Source organism: Thiemannella venezuelensis (assembly GCF_014203605.1).
Classification (GTDB): domain Bacteria; phylum Actinomycetota; class Actinomycetes; order Streptosporangiales; family Streptosporangiaceae; genus Planomonospora_A; species Planomonospora_A venezuelensis.
In genome coordinates, this window is record NZ_JACHJJ010000009.1 from 81317 (window position 1) to 100229 (window position 18913).

An 18913-nucleotide genomic window follows, 5' to 3' on the forward strand; every position below is an offset into this window, starting at 1 on the left:
CCTCGGGTCTCTCCCGGGGCGTGGCGCGTTATCTAATTGTTAGCAAAGTCTATGTTTGAAGCAGGTTTTGCCGCGGGTAGATCGACCATGGCAGCGTCGATCGTCGGCCGGTTGTCGGCCAGCGCTCGAACCGCCGGATGGTCGGTGTGTCAGTCGTTCCAGGTCGGGGTAGTGTCCTGGAGCCGGTGGTGGCACGGGTCAACCGGCGGGAAAACTCGCAGCTTCAGGGCTGTTCTTCGACTGAAATGTCGGCTTCCGGGCTTGACGTTTCGCCGCCGACGGGCGATGCTGCGACCAACGTGGAGCATGCAGCGAGACTGAGGTGGACAGGCGTGTGCCGTTCGGCTACACTGCCCCTTTGCGCTGCCCTTTGACGACCCGCTTCTTTTGGTGCTCTGATGCATGGTCGTCTGGCGTGCGTGTAGTCAGTCCGCCGCGAGCCCTCGGAAGGACATCTGTTGGCAGCCTCGCGCAACGCCTCCGCCGTACCCGCTGGTCCCCGTCGTGTCTCTTTTGCACGTATTCAGGAGCCGCTCGAAGTTCCTGACCTTCTCGCCCTGCAGACCGAGTCGTTCGACTGGCTGCTCGGAAACGAGAAGTGGAAGGGGCGGGTCGAGGCGGCTCGCCAGGCCGGGCGCAAGGACGTTCCGGCCCAGTCGGGTCTCGAAGAGATCTTCGAAGAGATCAGTCCCATCGAGGACTTCTCCGGAACCATGTCCCTGTCGTTCCGGGACCACCGGTTCGAGCCGCCAAAGTACTCAGTCGATGAGTGCAAAGACAAGGACATGACCTACTCCGCCCCGATGTTCGTCACGGCGGAGTTCATCAATAACACCACTGGTGAGATCAAGAGCCAGACCGTGTTCATGGGCGACTTCCCGCTCATGACCGGCAAGGGCACGTTCATCATCAACGGCACCGAGCGTGTCGTGGTCTCCCAGCTGGTCCGGTCCCCGGGCGTCTACTTCGATCGCAGCATCGACAAGACCTCCGACAAGGACCTCTACGGCTGCAAGGTGATCCCCTCCCGGGGGGCCTGGCTCGAGTTCGAGATCGACAAGCGCGACAGCGTGGGCGTGCGCATCGACCGCAAGCGCAAGCAGGCCGTCACGGTCCTGCTCAAGGCGCTCGGCTGGACGAACGAGCAGATCCTCGAGCGTTTCGGTCAGTACGAGTCGATGCGCGCGACCCTGGAGAAGGACCACACGGCCGGCCAGGACGACGCCCTTCTCGACATCTACCGCAAGCTGCGTCCGGGCGAGCCCCCGACCAGGGAGTCGGCGCAGACCCTGCTCGAGAACCTGTACTTCAACCCCAAGCGCTACGACCTCGCCAAGGTCGGCCGCTACAAGATCAACAAGAAGCTCGGCGTCGACGCCGAGATCACGCAGGGCACGCTGACCGAAGAGGACATCGTCGCCACCATCGAGTACATCGTCAGGCTGCACGCGGGCGAGGTCTCGATGCCGGGCGCCGAGGGCCGTGAGGTCGTCGTCGAGACCGACGACATCGACCACTTCGGCAACCGCCGCCTGCGCACGGTCGGCGAGCTCATCCAGAACCAGGTCCGCCTGGGCCTGGCCCGCATGGAGCGCGTCGTCCGCGAGCGGATGACCACCCAGGACGTCGAGGCGATCACGCCGCAGACCCTGATCAACATCCGCCCGGTCGTGGCGTCGATCAAGGAGTTCTTCGGCACCTCCCAGCTCTCGCAGTTCATGGACCAGACCAACCCCCTGGCCGGCCTGACGCACAAGCGTCGTCTGTCCGCGCTGGGCCCCGGCGGTCTCTCCCGTGAGCGGGCCGGCTTCGAGGTCCGTGACGTGCACCCCTCGCACTACGGCCGCATGTGCCCGATCGAGACGCCGGAAGGCCCGAACATCGGCCTGATCGGCTCGCTGGCCTCCTTCGGCCGGGTCAACTCCTTCGGTTTCGTGGAGACCCCGTACCGGAAGGTCGTCGACGGCCGGGTCACCGACCAGGTCGACTACCTCACCGCCGACGAGGAGGACCGCTTCGTCATCGCGCAGGCGAACACGCCGATCAGCGCTGACGGCACCTTCCTGGAGGACCGCGTGCTCGTCCGCCGGAAGGGCGGCGAGTTCGAGTCCCTGCGGGCCACCGAGGTCGACTACATGGACGTCTCGGCGCGCCAGATGGTCTCCGTCGCGACCGCGATGATCCCGTTCCTGGAGCACGACGACGCCAACCGCGCGCTCATGGGCTCCAACATGCAGCGCCAGTCCGTGCCGCTGCTCAAGAGCGAGGCCCCGCTGGTCGGCACCGGCATGGAGTACCGCGCCGCCACCGACGCCGGTGACGTCATCACCGCGGACAAGGCCGGCGTGGTCGAGGAGGTCTCCGCCGACTACGTCACGGTCATGAACGACGACGGCACCAGGACCACCTACCGCGTCGCCAAGTTCAAGCGTTCCAACCAGGGCACCTGCTTCAACCAGAAGCCGATCGTGGCCGAGGGCGACCGGATCGAGGTCAACCAGGTCATCGCCGACGGTCCCTGCACCGACAACGGCGAGATGGCGCTCGGCAAGAACCTCCTGGTGGCGTTCATGCCGTGGGAGGGCCACAACTACGAAGACGCGATCATCCTGTCCCAGCGCCTGGTCCAGGACGACGTCCTGTCCTCGATCCACATCGAGGAGCACGAGGTCGACGCCCGCGACACCAAGCTGGGCCCCGAGGAGATCACCCGGGACATCCCGAACGTCTCCGAGGAGGTCCTCGCCGACCTCGACGAGCGCGGCATCATCCGGATCGGCGCCGAGGTCGTCCCGGGCGACATCCTGGTCGGCAAGGTCACCCCGAAGGGCGAGACCGAGCTGACCCCGGAGGAGCGCCTGCTCCGCGCGATCTTCGGTGAGAAGGCCCGCGAGGTCCGCGACACCTCCCTGAAGGTGCCCCACGGCGAGCAGGGCAAGGTCATCGGCGTCCGCGTGTTCAGCCGGGAGGAGGGCGACGAGCTCCCCCCCGGTGTCAACGAGCTGGTCCGCGTCTACGTGGCCCAGAAGCGCAAGATCACCGACGGTGACAAGCTCGCCGGCCGCCACGGCAACAAGGGCGTCATCTCCAAGATCCTGCCGGTCGAGGACATGCCGTTCCTGGAGGACGGGACCCCGGTCGACATCATCCTCAACCCGCTCGGCGTGCCCGGCCGTATGAACGTCGGGCAGGTCCTGGAGACTCATCTGGGATGGATCGCCGCACGGGGCTGGGACATCTCCGGCATCGAGGAGGCGTGGGCCGAGCGCCTGCGCGACAAGGGCTTCGGCGAGGTCGAGGCGCGCACCAACGTCGCCACCCCGGTGTTCGACGGCGCCCACGAGGAGGAGATCATCGGTCTCCTCGACAACACCCTGGTCAACCGGGACGGCGGCCGCATGGTCGGCCCGAACGGCAAGGCCCGGCTGTTCGACGGCCGCTCCGGCGAGCCGTTCCCGCACCCGATCTCGGTCGGCTACATCTACATCCTGAAGCTGCTCCACCTGGTCGACGACAAGATCCACGCTCGCTCGACCGGCCCCTACTCCATGATCACGCAGCAGCCGCTGGGCGGTAAGGCCCAGTTCGGCGGCCAGCGCTTCGGTGAGATGGAGGTGTGGGCGCTGGAGGCGTACGGCGCCGCCTACGCCCTCCAGGAGCTGCTGACGATCAAGTCCGACGACGTCCTCGGCCGCGTGAAGGTCTACGAGGCGATCGTCAAGGGCGAGAACATCCCCGAACCGGGCATTCCCGAGTCGTTCAAGGTCCTCATCAAGGAAATGCAGTCGCTGTGCCTGAACGTCGAGGTGCTCTCCAGCGACGGCATGTCCATCGAGATGCGCGACACCGACGAGGACGTCTTCCGCGCCGCGGAAGAGCTCGGCATCGACCTGTCCCGGCGCGAGCCGAGCAGTGTCGAAGAGGTCTGATCTAGAAGCTGAGGAGGGGAAAACACATGCTGGACGTCAACTTCTTCGACGAGCTTCGGATCGGCCTCGCGACCGCTGACGATATCCGCCAGTGGTCGCACGGCGAGGTCAAGAAGCCCGAGACCATCAACTACCGCACCCTCAAGCCCGAGAAGGACGGACTCTTCTGCGAGAAGATCTTCGGTCCGACCCGGGACTGGGAGTGCTACTGCGGCAAGTACAAGCGCGTGCGCTTCAAGGGCATCATCTGTGAGCGCTGCGGCGTCGAGGTGACCCGCGCCAAGGTGCGCCGTGAGCGGATGGGCCACATCGAGCTGGCCGCGCCCGTCACGCACATCTGGTACTTCAAGGGCGTCCCGTCCCGGCTGGGCTACCTGCTCGACCTGGCCCCGAAGGACCTCGAGAAGGTCATCTACTTCGCGGCCTACATGATCACGCATGTCGACAAGGACCTGCGTGAGCGCGACCTGCCGTCGCTCGAGGCGAAGATCTCCGTCGAGCGCCAGCACGTCGAGCAGCGCCGCGACGCCGACGTCGAGGCCCGGCAGAAGAAGCTGGAGACGGACCTGGCGGAGCTCGAGGCCGCCGGTGCCAAGGGCGACCAGCGCCGGAAGGTCCGCGAGGGCGCCGAGCGCGAGATGCGCCAGCTCCGCGACCGGGCCCAGCGCGAGCTGGACCGGCTGGACGAGGTCTGGAGCCGCTTCAAGAACCTCAAGGTCCAGGACCTGGAGGGCGACGAACTGCTCTACCGCGAGATGCGCGACCGCTTCGGCCGCTACTTCCGCGGCGGCATGGGCGCCCAGGCCATCCAGGAGCGCCTGTCCAACTTCGACCTCGACGCCGAGGCCGAGAACCTGCGCGAGACGATCCGCAGCGGCAAGGGCCAGAAGAAGGCCCGCGCGCTCAAGCGCCTCAAGGTCGTCTCCGCGTTCCTGAACACCCGCAACTCGCCCAACGGCATGGTCCTGGACTGCATCCCGGTCATCCCGCCGGACCTGCGCCCGATGGTGCAGCTCGACGGTGGCCGGTTCGCGACCTCGGACCTGAACGACCTGTACCGCCGGGTGATCAACCGCAACAACCGCCTCAAGCGTCTGCTCGACCTCGGCGCACCCGAGATCATCGTGAACAACGAGAAGCGGATGCTCCAGGAGGCCGTGGACGCGCTGTTCGACAACGGCCGTCGCGGCCGCCCGGTCACCGGTCCCGGCAACCGCCCGCTGAAGTCCCTCAGCGACATGCTCAAGGGCAAGCAGGGCCGCTTCCGGCAGAACCTGCTGGGCAAGCGAGTCGACTACTCCGGCCGTTCGGTCATCGTCGTCGGCCCGCAGCTGAAGCTGCACCAGTGCGGCCTGCCCAAGCAGATGGCGCTGGAGCTGTTCAAGCCGTTCGTGATGAAGCGCCTGGTCGACCTGAACCACGCGCAGAACATCAAGTCGGCCAAGCGCATGGTGGAGCGTGCCCGCCCGGTCGTGTGGGACGTCCTCGAAGAGGTCATCACCGAGCACCCGGTGCTGCTCAACCGTGCGCCCACCCTGCACCGCCTGGGCATCCAGGCCTTCGAGCCGCAGCTGGTCGAGGGCAAGGCCATCCAGATCCACCCGCTCGTCTGCACCGCGTTCAACGCGGACTTCGACGGTGACCAGATGGCCGTGCACCTGCCGCTCTCGGCCGAGGCGCAGGCCGAGGCCCGCATCCTGATGCTGTCGACCAACAACATCCTGAAGCCGGCCGACGGCAAGCCGGTGACCATGCCCACCCAGGACATGATCATCGGTCTCTACTCGCTGACCACGATCAAGGACGACGGCGAGGGCGTCGGAGAGGGACGGGTCTTCGGCTCGGTCTCCGAGGCGCTCATGGCCTTCGACCGGCGCGAGCTGGACATCCAGGCCAAGATCCAGATCAGGATGAAGGGCGACGTCCCGCCGCCCCGCGGCTGGTCGGCCCCCGAGAGCTGGGAGCCGGGCGACTCCTACCGCCTGGAGACCACGCTGGGCCGGTGCCTGTTCAACCAGACGCTGCCCGCGAACTACCCGTACGTGAACTCGCAGGTCGGCAAGAAGCAGCTCTCGGTCATCGTGAACGAGCTGGCGGAGAAGTACCCCAAGGTCGAGGTCGCGACCGCGCTGGACGCGCTCAAGGACGCCGGCTTCTACTGGGCCACCCGCGCCGGTGTCACGATCTCGATCGAGGACGTCGTCGCGCCGCCGAACAAGGCCGAGATCATGGAGTCGTACGAGCGCCGGGCCGACAAGGTCCAGCGGGAGTACGAGCGGGGTCTCATCACGGACGAGGAGCGCCGTCAGGAGCTCATCGAGATCTGGACGCACGCGACCAGTGACGTGACCGAGGACATGCAGAAGGCGTTCCCGAAGACCAACCCGGTCTGGATGATGGTCCAGTCGGGCGCCCGAGGAAACCTGATGCAGGTCCGCCAGATCTCCGGCATCCGCGGCCTGGTCTCCAACACCAAGGGTGAGACGATCCCGCGTCCGATCAAGGCCTCGTTCCGCGAGGGCCTGTCGGTGCTGGAGTACTTCATCTCCACCCACGGCCAGCGGAAGGGTCTGGCGGACACCGCCCTGCGGACCGCCGACTCGGGTTACCTGACCCGTCGTCTGGTGGACGTCGCGCAGGACGTCATCGTCCGCGAGATCGACTGCGGCACCGACCGCGCCGTCCCGCTGCACGTCGGCGAGCGTGACCCGCAGGGCAACCTGGTCAAGGCGGAGAACGCCGAGAGCAACGTGCACGGCCGCATCCTGGCCGAGGACGTCGAGGTGGACGGCAAGGTCATCGCGAGCGCGGGCGTCGACATCAACGACACCCACGTGACCGCGCTGGTCGAGGCCGGCGTGGAGACCGTCAGGACCCGCAGCGCCCTCGTCTGCGAGGCCAAGATCGGTGTCTGCGCCACCTGCTACGGCCGCTCGCTCGCGACCGGCAAGCTGGTGGACGTCGGCGAGGCGGTCGGCATCATCGCCGCCCAGTCGATCGGCGAGCCGGGCACCCAGCTGACGATGCGCACCTTCCACACCGGTGGTGTGGCGGGTGCGGACATCACCCACGGTCTGCCCCGTGTCCAGGAGCTCTTCGAGGCGCGCATCCCCAAGGGCGTCGCTCCGATCAGCGAGGCCGAGGGCCGGGTCCGCATCGACGAGACCGACAAGACCCGCAAGATCGTGATCACGCCGGACGACGGTTCCGACGAGATCGCGTACCCGGTGTCGATGCGGTCGCGCCTGCTGGTCTCCGAGGGGCAGCGGGTCTCGGTCGGCCAGCAGCTGATCGCCGGTGCGGTCAACCCCAACGAGGTGCTGCGCATCCTCGGCCCCCGGGCCGTGCAGCTGCACCTGGTGGCCGAGGTGCAGCAGGTCTACCGCTCGCAGGGTGTGTCGATCCACGACAAGCACATCGAGATCATCGTGCGCCAGATGCTCAAGCGCGTGAACGTCCTCGAGTCGGGTGACACCGACATGCTTCCCGGCGAGCTGGTCGAGCGGCCGCGCTTCGAGCGGATGAACCGCGAGTGCGTGGCGGAGCAGGGCACGCCGGCCTCCGGCCGCCCGGTGCTCATGGGCATCACCAAGGCCTCGCTCGCGACCGAGTCGTGGCTGTCGGCGGCGTCCTTCCAGGAGACGACCAGGGTGCTCACCGACGCGGCGATCCACGCCAAGTCGGACTCGCTGCTCGGTCTCAAGGAGAACGTCATCATCGGAAAGCTCATCCCGGCCGGTACCGGCATGCCGCAGTACCGCAACATCCGGGTCGAGCCCACCGAGGAGGCCAAGGCCGCGATGTACACGGTCGGCGGCTACGACGGCTCCGCGGCCGACTACACCTTCGGCTCGGGCTCCGGTGAGGCCGTGCCGCTGGAGGAGTACGACTTCGGCCAGTACAACCGCTAGCCGGCGCTGTCACCGGGGTCGCGCGCCATCGCGGCGCGACCCCGCCGGTCCCCGCCGGCCGGGGGCCGGTGTTGACACCGCTTGACGGGTTCCCGACGGCACCCGGATCCTCCCCGGGATCCGGGTGCCGTTTCCGTTGCGCGGTTTGGGCGGGTCTTTGCGGCGCAGGCCGTACGTTATGAGAGAACGGCCGGAAAAGCCGGCCGCAGAAGGTAAACTTGTTCCGGGCCCAGCAGCGGCCGGTCGCCGACCGGTCGCGGGAGCCGTGACACGGATCGGACGCTTGTGACAGCGCCCGGCAGGCGCAGCCGTTTTGACGAGTTGCGATGCCTCGCGTAGTCTCTTCCTTCGTGCCCATGGCTTCGTGGGCTCTCATGCGTGCGCGTCGACAGGTTTCCCGTTGGGGAGTCGGCAGGGGCGCCGCGTGGCCTCCTCCGCAGGGCCGGCTCACCGGGGAAGTGGCGCGACAAGAGCGCGACACGCCCGACCGCGTGGGTCGGAGCGGGTGGAGAAACAGCAGGTCATGACACCGGCAGTACCTGCGAAATGCACAACCTCATTCGAACTACCGGCAAGCACGAACGGAGACGCGGTGCCTACGATTCAGCAGCTGGTCCGCAAGGGCCGCCAGGACAAGGTCACCAAGACCAAGACCCCGGCGCTCAAGGCCAGCCCCCAGCGACGCGGCACCTGCATGCGCGTTTACACCACGACCCCCAAGAAGCCGAACTCCGCGCTCCGCAAGGTCGCGCGTGTCCGGCTCACCAACGGCATCGAGGTCACGGCCTACATCCCGGGTGTCGGCCACAACCTCCAGGAGCACAGCATCGTGCTCGTCCGCGGTGGTCGTGTGAAGGACCTGCCGGGTGTTCGCTACAAGATCATCCGCGGCTCGCTCGACACCCAGGGTGTCCGCAACCGCAAGCAGGCCCGTAGCCGTTACGGCGCGAAGAAGGAGAAGTAAGAATGCCTCGCAAGGGTTCTCCTGGCCGTCGTCAGCTCATGGCTGACCCGGTCCACAACTCGCCGCTGGTCACCGCGCTCATCAACAAGGTGCTCCTGGACGGCAAGCGCTCCATCGCGCAGTCGATCGTCTACGGCGCCCTTGAGGGCTGCAAGGAGAAGACCGGCAACGACCCGGTCGTCACCCTGAAGCGCGCGCTGGACAACGTCAAGCCCACCCTTGAGGTCCGCAGCCGCCGCGTCGGTGGCGCGACCTACCAGGTCCCGGTCGAGGTGCGCGCCGCGCGCAGCACCACCCTGGCCCTGCGCTGGCTGGTGCAGTACTCCCGCGCCCGCCGCGAGAAGACCATGACCGAGCGCCTGATGAACGAGCTGCTCGACGCCAGCAACGGCCTCGGCGCCTCTGTCAAGAAGCGCGAGGACACCCACAAGATGGCCGAGTCCAACAAGGCCTTCGCCCACTACCGCTGGTAACAGCGGGTTCGACGAGACGACGAGGACGCGAGAGAAGTGGCCACCACGCTTGACCTGGCCAAGGTCCGAAACATCGGCATCATGGCCCACATCGACGCGGGCAAGACCACGACGACCGAGCGCATCCTGTTCTACACCGGCATCACCTACAAGATCGGTGAGGTCCACGAGGGCGCAGCCACGATGGACTGGATGGAGCAGGAGCAGGAGCGTGGTATCACCATCACCTCCGCCGCTACCACCTGCGAGTGGCTCGGCCACACGATCAACATCATCGACACGCCGGGTCACGTGGACTTCACCATCGAGGTGGAGCGCTCGCTGCGCGTCCTCGACGGCGCCGTCGCCGTGTTCGACGGTGTGGCGGGTGTCGAGCCGCAGTCCGAGACGGTGTGGCGTCAGGCCGACCGTTACGGCGTGCCCCGCATCTGCTTCGTCAACAAGATGGACCGGGTCGGCGCGGAGTTCCACCGCTGCGTCGACATGATGGTCAGCCGCCTGAACGCCACCCCGGCCGTCATCCAGCTTCCCTGGGGCGTCGAGGCCGGCTTCAAGGGCGTCATCGACCTGGTCAAGATGAAGGGCCTGCTCTGGAGCGCCGAGGCGGCCAAGGGCGAGATGTACGAGACCGTGGAGATCCCGGCGGACCACGCCGAGATCGCCCGCGAGTGGCGTGACAAGCTCGTCGAGACCGTCGCCGAGAACGACGACGAGCTGATGGAGCTCTTCCTGGAGGGCGTCGAGCCCACCGAGGAGCAGCTGGTGGCGGCCATCCGCCGCGCCACGCTGGCCAGCTCCATCAACCCGGTCCTGACCGGCACCGCGTTCAAGAACAAGGGCGTGCAGCCCCTGCTCGACGCGATCGTGGCCTACCTCCCCGCCCCGACCGACATCCCGGCCTTCAAGGGCCACGCGGTCGGCAAGGAGGAGGAGGTCATCGAGCGTCACGCGGACGTGAACGAGCCCTTCTCCGCGCTGGCTTTCAAGATCATGAGTGACCCGCACCTGGGCCGCCTCACCTACATCCGCATCTACTCGGGCACGCTCGAGACCGGCACCGCGGTCGTCAACGCGGTGAAGGGCAAGAAGGAGCGGATCGGCAAGATCTACCAGATGCACGCGAACAAGCGCGAGGAGCGCCCGTCCGCGCACGCCGGTCAGATCGTCGCCGTGATGGGCCTGAAGGACACCACCACCGGTGACACCCTCGCCGACATCGCGAACCCGGTCGTCCTGGAGTCGATGAACTTCCCCGCTCCGGTCATCAACGTGGCCATCGAGCCCAAGACCAAGAGCGACCAGGAGAAGCTGAGCACCGCGATCCAGCGCCTGGCCGAGGAGGACCCCTCCTTCCAGGTCCGCCGGGACGAGGAGACCGGTCAGACGGTCATCTGGGGCATGGGCGAACTCCACCTGGAGATCCTCGTCGACCGGATGCGCCGCGAGTTCAAGGTCGAGGCCAACGTCGGCCGGCCGCAGGTGGCGTACCGCGAGACCATCCGCCGCAAGGTGGAGAAGGTCGACTACGTCCACAAGAAGCAGACCGGTGGTTCCGGCCAGTTCGCCAAGGTCATCATCGACATTGAGCCGCTGGGCGAGGGCAACGACGGGTACGAGTTCGAGAACAAGGTCTCCGGTGGCCGTATCCCGCGGGAGTACATCCCCTCGGTCGACGCGGGCGCCCAGGAGGCCGCCGAGTTCGGTGTTCTCGCCGGTTACCCCATGGTCGGGGTGAAGGTCACCCTGCAGGACGGCGCCTACCACGAGGTGGACTCGTCCGAAATGGCCTTCAAGATCGCTGGATCGATGGCCTTCAAGGAGGCCGCGCGCAAGGCGGACGCCGTAATCCTGGAGCCGGTGATGGCCGTCGAGGTCACCACCCCCGAGGACTACATGGGTGACGTCATCGGTGACCTCAACGGTCGCCGCGGGCAGATCCGGGCGATGGACGAGCGCGCAGGCGCCCGTGTCATCCAGGCCTCCGTCCCGCTCTCTGAGATGTTCGGCTACGTGGGTGACCTGCGTAGCAAGACGCAGGGACGCGCGAGCTTCAGCATGCAGTTCGACTCCTACGCGGAAGTGCCCCAGCACATCGCCAAGGAGATCGTCGCGAAGGTTCGGGGCGAGTAGTTCCCGCCGGCCGGCCCCGACGGGGCCGGCCTTCCGAGCCCGAGTGAAAAAGACGCAAGTCAAGTCAGAATCTCTAAGGAGACAGACCAGTGGCCAAGGCCAAGTTCGAGCGGACCAAGCCGCACGTAAACATCGGCACCATTGGGCACATCGACCACGGCAAGACCACTCTGACCGCGGCGATCACCAAGGTGCTCCACGAGCGTTACCCTGAGCTCAACGAGGCGACTCCGTTCGACAAGATCGACAAGGCGCCCGAGGAGAAGGCTCGTGGTATCACGATCTCCATCGCGCACGTCGAGTACCAGACCGAGAAGCGCCACTACGCCCACGTGGACTGCCCCGGTCACGCCGACTACGTGAAGAACATGATCACCGGTGCGGCTCAGATGGACGGCGCGATCCTCGTGGTCGCCGCCACCGACGGCCCGATGCCGCAGACGAAGGAGCACGTCCTCCTGGCCCGCCAGGTCGGCGTCCCCTACATCGTCGTCGCCCTCAACAAGTCCGACATGGTGGACGACGAGGAGATCCTGGAGCTCGTCGAGCTCGAGGTCCGCGAGCTGCTCTCGGCTCAGGAGTTCCCCGGCGACGACCTGCCGGTCGTGCGCGTCTCCGCTCTGAAGGCCCTCGAGGGCGACCAGAAGTGGGGCGACAGCATCATCGAGCTGATGACCGCCGTCGACGAGAACGTGCCCGAGCCGACCCGTGACGTCGACAAGCCGTTCCTCATGCCGATCGAGGACGTCTTCTCGATCACCGGTCGCGGCACCGTCGTCACCGGCCGTATCGAGCGCGGCATCGTCAAGGTCAACGAGACCGTCGACATCATCGGCATCAAGACGGAGAAGACCACCACCACGGTCACCGGCGTCGAGATGTTCCGCAAGCTGCTCGACGAGGGCCAGGCCGGCGACAACGTCGGTCTGCTCCTCCGCGGCATCAAGCGCGAGGACGTCGAGCGCGGCCAGTGCATCATCAAGCCGGGCACGACCACCCCGCACACCGAGTTCGAGGCCCAGGTCTACATCCTGGCCAAGGACGAGGGCGGCCGTCACACGCCGTTCTTCAACAACTACCGTCCGCAGTTCTACTTCCGTACGACTGACGTGACCGGTGTCGTGAACCTGCCCGAGGGCACCGAGATGGTCATGCCCGGTGACAACACCGAGATGACCGTCCAGCTCATCCAGCCGATCGCGATGGAGGAAGGCCTCAAGTTCGCGATCCGTGAGGGTGGCCGGACCGTCGGCGCCGGTAACGTCACCAAGATCCTCAAGTAGTTCGACCGCGGAGTGGCGGCCTGCCCTCGTCGCAGGGCCGGCCGCCACACCACGAGGGGCTCCGCGGAGCCCCTCCGCTCGACCCACGAACCGTGATCTCGCAGTTGGTCCGGTCGCGAAAGTGACCGAAGTAACTGCCAGATCACGGAAGAAAGTGCAGGCCACAAGCGTCTGCTACGTGGGAGACGGGGCGGGGAAGCCGAGCCGGGCGCGGCCGGGACGTCGAGAAGACGGGCCGGTGCGAGGCGGGTGGACCCGGCCCTGACACAGCGGCCACCGGCCGCACGTAACTTTTTCAGACGACAGCGAAGGACACCGAGGCCATTATGGCGGGACAGAAGATCCGCATCCGGCTCAAGGCCTATGACCACGAGGTCATCGACAGCTCGGCCAAGAAGATCGTCGAGACGGTGACGCGGACTGGCGCTAAGGTCGCGGGCCCGGTTCCGCTGCCGACCGAGAAGAACGTGTACTGCGTCATCCGCTCGCCGCACAAGTACAAGGACAGCCGCGAGCACTTCGAGATGCGCACGCACAAGCGGCTGATTGACATCATCGACCCGACGCCGAAGACGGTCGACTCGCTCATGCGACTCGACCTCCCCGCCGGCGTTGACATCTCGATCAAGCTCTGAGGGAACGCACTGACATGGCTAAGCAGATCAAGGGCGTCCTGGGCAAGAAGCTCGGCATGACCCAGGTCTTCGACGCGGACAACCGGATGGTCCCGGTGACCGTCGTCGAAGCTGGTCCGTGCGTCGTGACCCGCGTCCGCACCCCGGAAAAGGACGGCTACTCCGCCGTTCAGCTCGGCTTCGGGCAGATCGACCCGCGGAAGGTCAACAAGCCGCTCGGCGACTACCTGCGCAAGCACGAGATCACCCCGCGCCGTTACTTCACGGAGATCCGTACCGACGACGCGAGCGAGTACACCCTCGGTCAGGAGCTCCTGGCCGACACCTTCGAGGCCGGCCAGTTCGTCGACGTGACGGGCAAGAGCAAGGGCAAGGGCTTCGCGGGTGTCATGAAGCGGCACGGCTTCGGCGGTCTGGGCGCCTCGCACGGTACCCAGCGCAAGCACCGCTCGCCGGGTTCCATCGGCGGCTGCGCCACCCCGGGCCGCGTCTTCAAGGGCCTGCGCATGGCCGGTCGGATGGGCAACGTCCGCACCACCGTGCAGAGCCTGAAGGTCCACGCCGTGGACGTCGAGAAGAACCTCATCCTCATCAAGGGTGCGGTTCCCGGCGCCAACGGCAGCCTGGTCCTCATCCGCACCGCTGCCAAGAAGGGGGCTGCCAAGTGAGCACCATTGACGTCCTCGACGTGAGCGGCGCGAAGACCGGCACCGTCGACCTGCCCGAGGACATCTTCGGCGCCAAGGTCAACATCCCGCTGATCCACCAGGTGGTCGTGGCCCAGCTCGCCGCTCGCCGGCAGGGCACCCACAAGGCCAAGACCCGCGGCGAGGTCAGCGGTGGCGGCAAGAAGCCGTACCGCCAGAAGGGCACCGGCCGCGCCCGCCAGGGTTCGACCCGCGCCCCGCAGTTCACCGGCGGTGGCACCGTCCACGGCCCGGTCCCGCGGGACTACTCGCAGAAGACCCCCAAGAAGATGAAGGCGGCCGCCCTGCGCGGCGCCCTCTCCGACCGGGCGAACGGCGGCCGCGTGCACGTGGTCAGCACTCTGGTCACCGGCGAGACCCCCAAGACCAAGGCGGCCCTCGAGTCGCTGCGGAAGGTCACGCAGGCTCGCAGCGTCCTGGTCGTCGTCGACGAGGGTGACGAGCTCACCTGGATGAGCCTGCGCAACGCTCCCGAGGTCCACCTGCTGGACGCCGGGCAGCTGAACACCTACGACGTGCTCTGCTACGACGATGTCGTCTTCACGCAGGAGGCGTACGACCAGGTCGTCGCGCGTCTGAGCAAGAGCGGGAAGGAAGACGCCTGATGCAGAAGATCGCCGACCCGCGCGACATCATCATCAAGCCGGTTGTCTCCGAGAAGAGCTACGGCCTGATCGACGAGCACAACAAGTACACGTTCCTGGTGCGGAAGACGGCCAACAAGACGCAGGTGAAGATCGCCATCGAGCAGATCTTCGGCGTCAAGGTGGCCAGCGTCAACACCATCAACCGCCAGGGCAAGCGCAAGCGGACCAAGTTCGGTTACGGCCAGCGCCCGAGCACCAAGCGCGCGATCGTGAGCCTGGTCGAGGGCGACCGGATCGACATCTTCGGTCAGGGCTGAACCCGCTCGCTCAGTAAGTGACGCGCCGGACGCCCCTCGCCGGGAGGCGGGGGGCATTCGGCCGGATTAACCGACGAAGGATGAACGAAAAAGATGGGCATCCGTAAATACAAGCCGACGACCCCGGGTCGCCGCGGCTCGAGTGTCTCGGACTTCTCCGAGATCACCCGCAGCACGCCCGAGAAGTCGCTGCTTGCTCCCCTGCACAGCAAGGGCGGCCGCAACGTCCACGGCCGGGTCACCACCCGCCACCAGGGCGGCGGTCACAAGCGCGCCTACCGGATCATCGACTTCCGGCGCCACGACAAGGACGGGATCCCGGCCAAGGTCGCTCACATCGAGTACGACCCGAACCGCACCTCCCGGATCGCGCTGCTGCACTACGCGGACGGGGAGAAGCGCTACATCCTCTGCCCGACCGGCCTCAAGCAGGGCGACAAGATCGAGAACGGCCCCACGGCCGACATCAAGCCGGGTAACTGCCTCCCGCTGCGCAACATCCCGACCGGTACCTTCATCCACGCGGTGGAGCTCCGTCCGGGCGGCGGCGCCAAGCTGGGCCGGTCCGCCGGCGCGCAGATCCAGCTCCTCGCCAAGGAGGGCCAGTACGCCACGCTGCGTATGCCGTCCGGTGAGATGCGCCAGGTCGACGTCCGCTGCCGGGCGTCCATCGGCCAGGTCGGCAACGCCGAGCAGAGCAACATCAACTGGGGTAAGGCCGGCCGTATGCGGTGGAAGGGCAAGCGCCCCACCGTCCGCGGTGTCGCGATGAACCCGGTCGACCACCCGCACGGTGGTGGTGAGGGCAAGACCTCCGGCGGTCGCCACCCGGTCAACCCCAAGGGCAAGCCCGAGGGCCGGACCCGTGCGGCGAACAAGGCCAGTGACCGCCTGATCATCCGTCGTCGGACCAAGCGGAAGAAGCGGTAGGAGTAGCCGAAATGCCACGTAGTCTTAAGAAGGGTCCCTTCGTGGACGACCACCTTCAGAAGAAGGTGGACGCTCAGAACGAGAAGGGCACCAAGAACGTCATCAAGACGTGGTCGCGGCGCTCCATGATCGTGCCCGACATGATCGGTCACACGATCGCCGTTCACGACGGCCGCAAGCACGTCCCGGTGTTCGTCACCGATGCGATGATCGGCCACAAGCTCGGCGAGTTCGCGCCCACGCGGACGTTCCGCAGCCACGTCAAGGAAGACCGCCGCAGCCGGCGGTAAGCGCCTTAAAGCGAAGCAGAAGGTTAAGAGGAGTAAGCGATGGAAGCCAGGGCTCAGGTGCGGTTCGCGCGCCACACGCCCATGAAGGCCCGCCGCGTGGTGGACCTCATTCGCGGGCTGCCCGCTTCGGAGGCGCAGGCCGTGCTGCAGTTCGCTCCCCAGTCGGCGAGCGAGACCGTGTACAAGGTGCTGTCGAGTGCCATTGCCAACGCGGAGCACAACTTCAACCTCGACCGCGACACGCTCTTCGTGAGCCGTGCCTGGGTCGACGAGGGCCCGACGCTGAAGCGGTTCCGTCCGCGTGCCCAGGGTCGTGCCTATCGGATCAACAAGCGGACGAGCCACATCACCGTGATCGTGGAGTCCCGCGAGCCGAAGGGGAGGACCCGCTAGTGGGTCAGAAGGTCAACCCGCACGGGTTCCGCCTCGGCATCACGACCGACTTCAAGAGCCGGTGGTATGCCGACAAGCTCTACAAGTCGTACGTCGCCGAGGACGTGGCGATCCGCCGCATGCTGAAGAAGGGCATGGAGCGGGCCGGCATTTCCAAGGTCGAGATCGAGCGGACCACCGACCGGGTTCAGGTCGACATCCACACCGCCCGTCCGGGCATCGTCATCGGCCGCCGCGGCGCCGAGGCGGACCGGATCCGCGGTGACCTCGAGAAGCTGACCAAGAAGCAGGTCCAGCTGAACATCCTCGAGGTCAAGAACCCTGAGATCGACGCTCAGCTCGTCGCCCAGGGCGTGGCCGAGCAGCTGTCCAGCCGTGTCTCGTTCCGCCGGGCCATGCGCAAGGCGATGCAGTCGGCGATGAAGAGCGGCGCCAAGGGCATCCGGGTGCAGTGCTCCGGCCGTCTGGGCGGCGCCGAGATGTCCCGCTCGGAGTTCTACCGCGAGGGCCGCGTGCCCCTGCACACGCTCCGCGCGGACATCGACTACGGCCTGTACGAGGCCCGTACCACCTTCGGCCGCATCGGCGTGAAGGTGTGGATCTACAAGGGCGAGGCTCCGACCAGCCGCGCCGAGCGCGAGGCGGCTGCCGCCGGCGCCCGTGCGGGCCAGCGTCGTGAGCGTGACGACCGTCGTGGTGGCGGCGCCGACCGCCCGCGTCGTGGTGGCGGCGCCGGTGGCGACCGTCCCCGTCGCGGTGGCCGCGGCGACCGCGCCCCCAGGACCGAGGCGGCCTCGCAGGCTGCCCCCGAGACCGGCCCGGCTGCGCAGCCGGGTGCTGAAGGGAGCTGACCATGCTGATCCCGCGCAGGGTCAAGCACCGCAAGCAGCACCGGCCCGACCGCAGTGGCGCCGCCAAGGGCGGCACCCGCGTCGTGTTCGGCGAGTTCGGCATTCAGGCGATTGAGCACTCCTATGTGACCAACCGCCAGATCGAGTCGGCTCGTATCGCCATGACTCGGCACATCCGCCGTGGCGGCAAGGTGTGGATCAACATCTACCCGGACCGTCCGCTCACCAAGAAGCCGGCCGAGACCCGCATGGGTTCCGGTAAGGGTTCGCCGGAGTGGTGGATCGCCAACGTCAAGCCCGGCCGCGTCATGTTCGAGCTCTCGGGTGTCGCCGAGCCCGTGGCCCGCGAGGCCATGCGCCGTGCGATGCACAAGCTCCCGATGAAGTGCCGGTTCGTCAAGCGTGAAGTGGGTGAGGCGTGATGGCTAAGGGCCTGACCGCCGGTGAGCTGCGGGCTGAGGACCAGGACACCCTGGTCCAGAAGCTGAAGGAAGCCAAGGAGGAGCTGTTCAACCTCCGCTTCCAGGCCGCGACCGGTCAGTTGGAGAGCCACGGGCGGCTGCGCGCCGTCCGCCGCGAGATCGCCCGTATCTACACCGTGATGCGCGAGCGGGAGCTCGGCATCGTGACGGTTGAGAAGGAGTCGATCGATGGCTGAGACCACGGAGAGCACGACCGAGACGCGGAACTACCGCAAGACCCGCGAGGGTCTGGTCGTCAGTGACAAGATGGACAAGACCGTCGTCGTCGCTGTCGAGGACCGCGTCAAGCACCCCCTGTACGGCAAGGTCATCCGCAGGACGACCAAGTACAAGGCGCACGACGAGGCCAACAGCTGCGGCGTGGGCGACCGCGTCCTGCTGATGGAGACCCGGCCCATGTCGGCGAGCAAGCGCTGGCGGGTCGTCGAGATCCTCGAGAAGGCGAAGTAGCGAACGCGCCTCGTGGGGGGTGGCCGGAAGGCCTGCCCCCCACGACGGTGTCCAAGGGCGCGGAGGTTCCCCTGCGGGGAGCCCCCGCGCCGCCCGCGGCGGCGGTCCGGTCCAGGCCGGGGCTGACGCCGGGGGAAAAAGACCACAGTAGGTTCCGCAAGGCTCACCCGAGGGTGAGAACCAGCGAGACAAACAGGAGTACACGTGATCCAGCAGGAGTCGCGACTCAAGGTCGCCGACAACACGGGTGCGAAGGAAGTCCTCTGCATCCGCGTTCTCGGTGGCTCGGGTCGGCGCTACGCGGGTATCGGCGACATCATCGTCGCCACGGTGAAGGACGCCATTCCCGGCGGCACCGTCAAGAAGGGTGACGTCGTCAAGGCTGTCGTCGTGCGCACCGTCAAGGAGCGTCGCCGGCCCGACGGCTCCTACATCCGCTTCGACGAGAACGCGGCGGTCATCATCAAGGACAGCGGTGACCCTCGTGGCACGCGCATCTTCGGTCCCGTCGGCCGCGAGCTGCGTGACAAGAAGTTCATGCGCATCATCTCGCTCGCGCCGGAGGTGTTGTAAATGCCGAA

At 66.9% G+C, this 18913-nt stretch carries 18 protein-coding genes; all 18 read left to right on the forward strand.

Annotation, left to right across the window (positions count from 1 at the left end):
• Positions 1-458: 458 nt before the first annotated feature.
• The 18 genes from rpoB (at position 459) to rplN (ending at position 18905) form a co-directional block, all read left to right on the forward strand.
• Complete coding sequence (rpoB, locus tag FHS22_RS15455; protein ID WP_184942273.1) at positions 459-3929, forward strand: DNA-directed RNA polymerase subunit beta; 3471 nt, start codon at positions 459-461, stop codon at positions 3927-3929.
• 26 nt (positions 3930-3955) lie between these two features.
• Positions 3956-7840: a DNA-directed RNA polymerase subunit beta' gene (locus FHS22_RS15460; protein WP_184942275.1), complete on the forward strand. Its 3885-nt coding sequence runs from the start codon at positions 3956-3958 to the stop codon at positions 7838-7840.
• Between the two features lie 592 nt (positions 7841-8432).
• Positions 8433-8804: a 30S ribosomal protein S12 gene (gene rpsL, locus FHS22_RS15465; protein ID WP_012887826.1), complete on the forward strand. Its 372-nt coding sequence runs from the start codon at positions 8433-8435 to the stop codon at positions 8802-8804.
• A gap of 2 nt (positions 8805-8806) precedes the next feature.
• Positions 8807-9277 carry a 30S ribosomal protein S7 gene (gene rpsG / locus FHS22_RS15470; RefSeq protein WP_068896530.1) on the forward strand — a complete coding sequence of 157 codons (471 nt, stop codon included), beginning with the start codon at positions 8807-8809 and terminating at the stop codon, positions 9275-9277.
• A gap of 36 nt (positions 9278-9313) precedes the next feature.
• Positions 9314-11407 (forward strand): elongation factor G, encoded by a 2094-nt coding sequence (gene fusA, locus FHS22_RS15475; RefSeq protein ID WP_338047763.1) that lies wholly within the window; start codon positions 9314-9316, stop codon positions 11405-11407.
• An 89-nt stretch (positions 11408-11496) separates the two neighbouring features.
• Positions 11497-12690, forward strand: a complete 1194-nt coding sequence (gene tuf, locus FHS22_RS15480; protein WP_184942276.1) for an elongation factor Tu — start codon at positions 11497-11499, stop codon at positions 12688-12690.
• Positions 12691-13016: 326 nt separating this feature from the next.
• The gene (rpsJ, locus tag FHS22_RS15485; RefSeq protein ID WP_012887830.1) at positions 13017-13325 is read left to right on the forward strand and encodes a 30S ribosomal protein S10; all 309 of its coding nucleotides are present in this window, start codon (positions 13017-13019) and stop codon (positions 13323-13325) included.
• Positions 13326-13339: 14 nt separating this feature from the next.
• Complete coding sequence (gene rplC, locus FHS22_RS15490) at positions 13340-13993, forward strand: 50S ribosomal protein L3 (RefSeq protein WP_184942278.1); 654 nt, start codon at positions 13340-13342, stop codon at positions 13991-13993.
• A complete protein-coding gene (gene rplD, locus FHS22_RS15495) occupies positions 13990-14637 on the forward strand; it encodes a 50S ribosomal protein L4 (protein WP_184942280.1) in 648 nt (215 codons plus the stop codon). The genes rplC and rplD overlap by 4 nt, the downstream gene beginning before the upstream one ends.
• Positions 14637-14936: a 50S ribosomal protein L23 gene (gene rplW, locus FHS22_RS15500; protein ID WP_184942281.1), complete on the forward strand. Its 300-nt coding sequence runs from the start codon at positions 14637-14639 to the stop codon at positions 14934-14936. The genes rplD and rplW overlap by 1 nt, the downstream gene beginning before the upstream one ends.
• Before the next feature lie 93 nt (positions 14937-15029).
• Entirely contained in the window at positions 15030-15866 is an 837-nt protein-coding gene (rplB, locus tag FHS22_RS15505; RefSeq protein WP_184942283.1) for a 50S ribosomal protein L2, read from the forward strand.
• Positions 15867-15877: 11 nt separating this feature from the next.
• Positions 15878-16156, forward strand: coding sequence for a 30S ribosomal protein S19 (gene rpsS / locus FHS22_RS15510; RefSeq protein WP_184942284.1), 279 nt, complete (start codon positions 15878-15880; stop codon positions 16154-16156).
• A gap of 39 nt (positions 16157-16195) precedes the next feature.
• Positions 16196-16549, forward strand: a complete 354-nt coding sequence (gene rplV, locus FHS22_RS15515; RefSeq protein WP_184942285.1) for a 50S ribosomal protein L22 — start codon at positions 16196-16198, stop codon at positions 16547-16549.
• The gene (gene rpsC, locus FHS22_RS15520; protein ID WP_184942287.1) at positions 16549-17400 is read left to right on the forward strand and encodes a 30S ribosomal protein S3; all 852 of its coding nucleotides are present in this window, start codon (positions 16549-16551) and stop codon (positions 17398-17400) included. Before rplV ends, rpsC begins: the two co-directional genes overlap by 1 nt.
• Before the next feature lie 2 nt (positions 17401-17402).
• On the forward strand, positions 17403-17822 hold the full coding sequence (rplP, locus tag FHS22_RS15525; protein WP_184942289.1) for a 50S ribosomal protein L16: 420 nt from the start codon (positions 17403-17405) through the stop codon (positions 17820-17822).
• A complete protein-coding gene (gene rpmC / locus FHS22_RS15530) occupies positions 17822-18058 on the forward strand; it encodes a 50S ribosomal protein L29 (RefSeq protein ID WP_068928352.1) in 237 nt (78 codons plus the stop codon). Before rplP ends, rpmC begins: the two co-directional genes overlap by 1 nt.
• Positions 18051-18332 carry a 30S ribosomal protein S17 gene (gene rpsQ / locus FHS22_RS15535; protein ID WP_184942291.1) on the forward strand — a complete coding sequence of 94 codons (282 nt, stop codon included), beginning with the start codon at positions 18051-18053 and terminating at the stop codon, positions 18330-18332. Before rpmC ends, rpsQ begins: the two co-directional genes overlap by 8 nt.
• Before the next feature lie 204 nt (positions 18333-18536).
• Positions 18537-18905 carry a 50S ribosomal protein L14 gene (gene rplN, locus FHS22_RS15540; protein ID WP_068896541.1) on the forward strand — a complete coding sequence of 123 codons (369 nt, stop codon included), beginning with the start codon at positions 18537-18539 and terminating at the stop codon, positions 18903-18905.
• Positions 18906-18913: the final 8 nt, after the last annotated feature.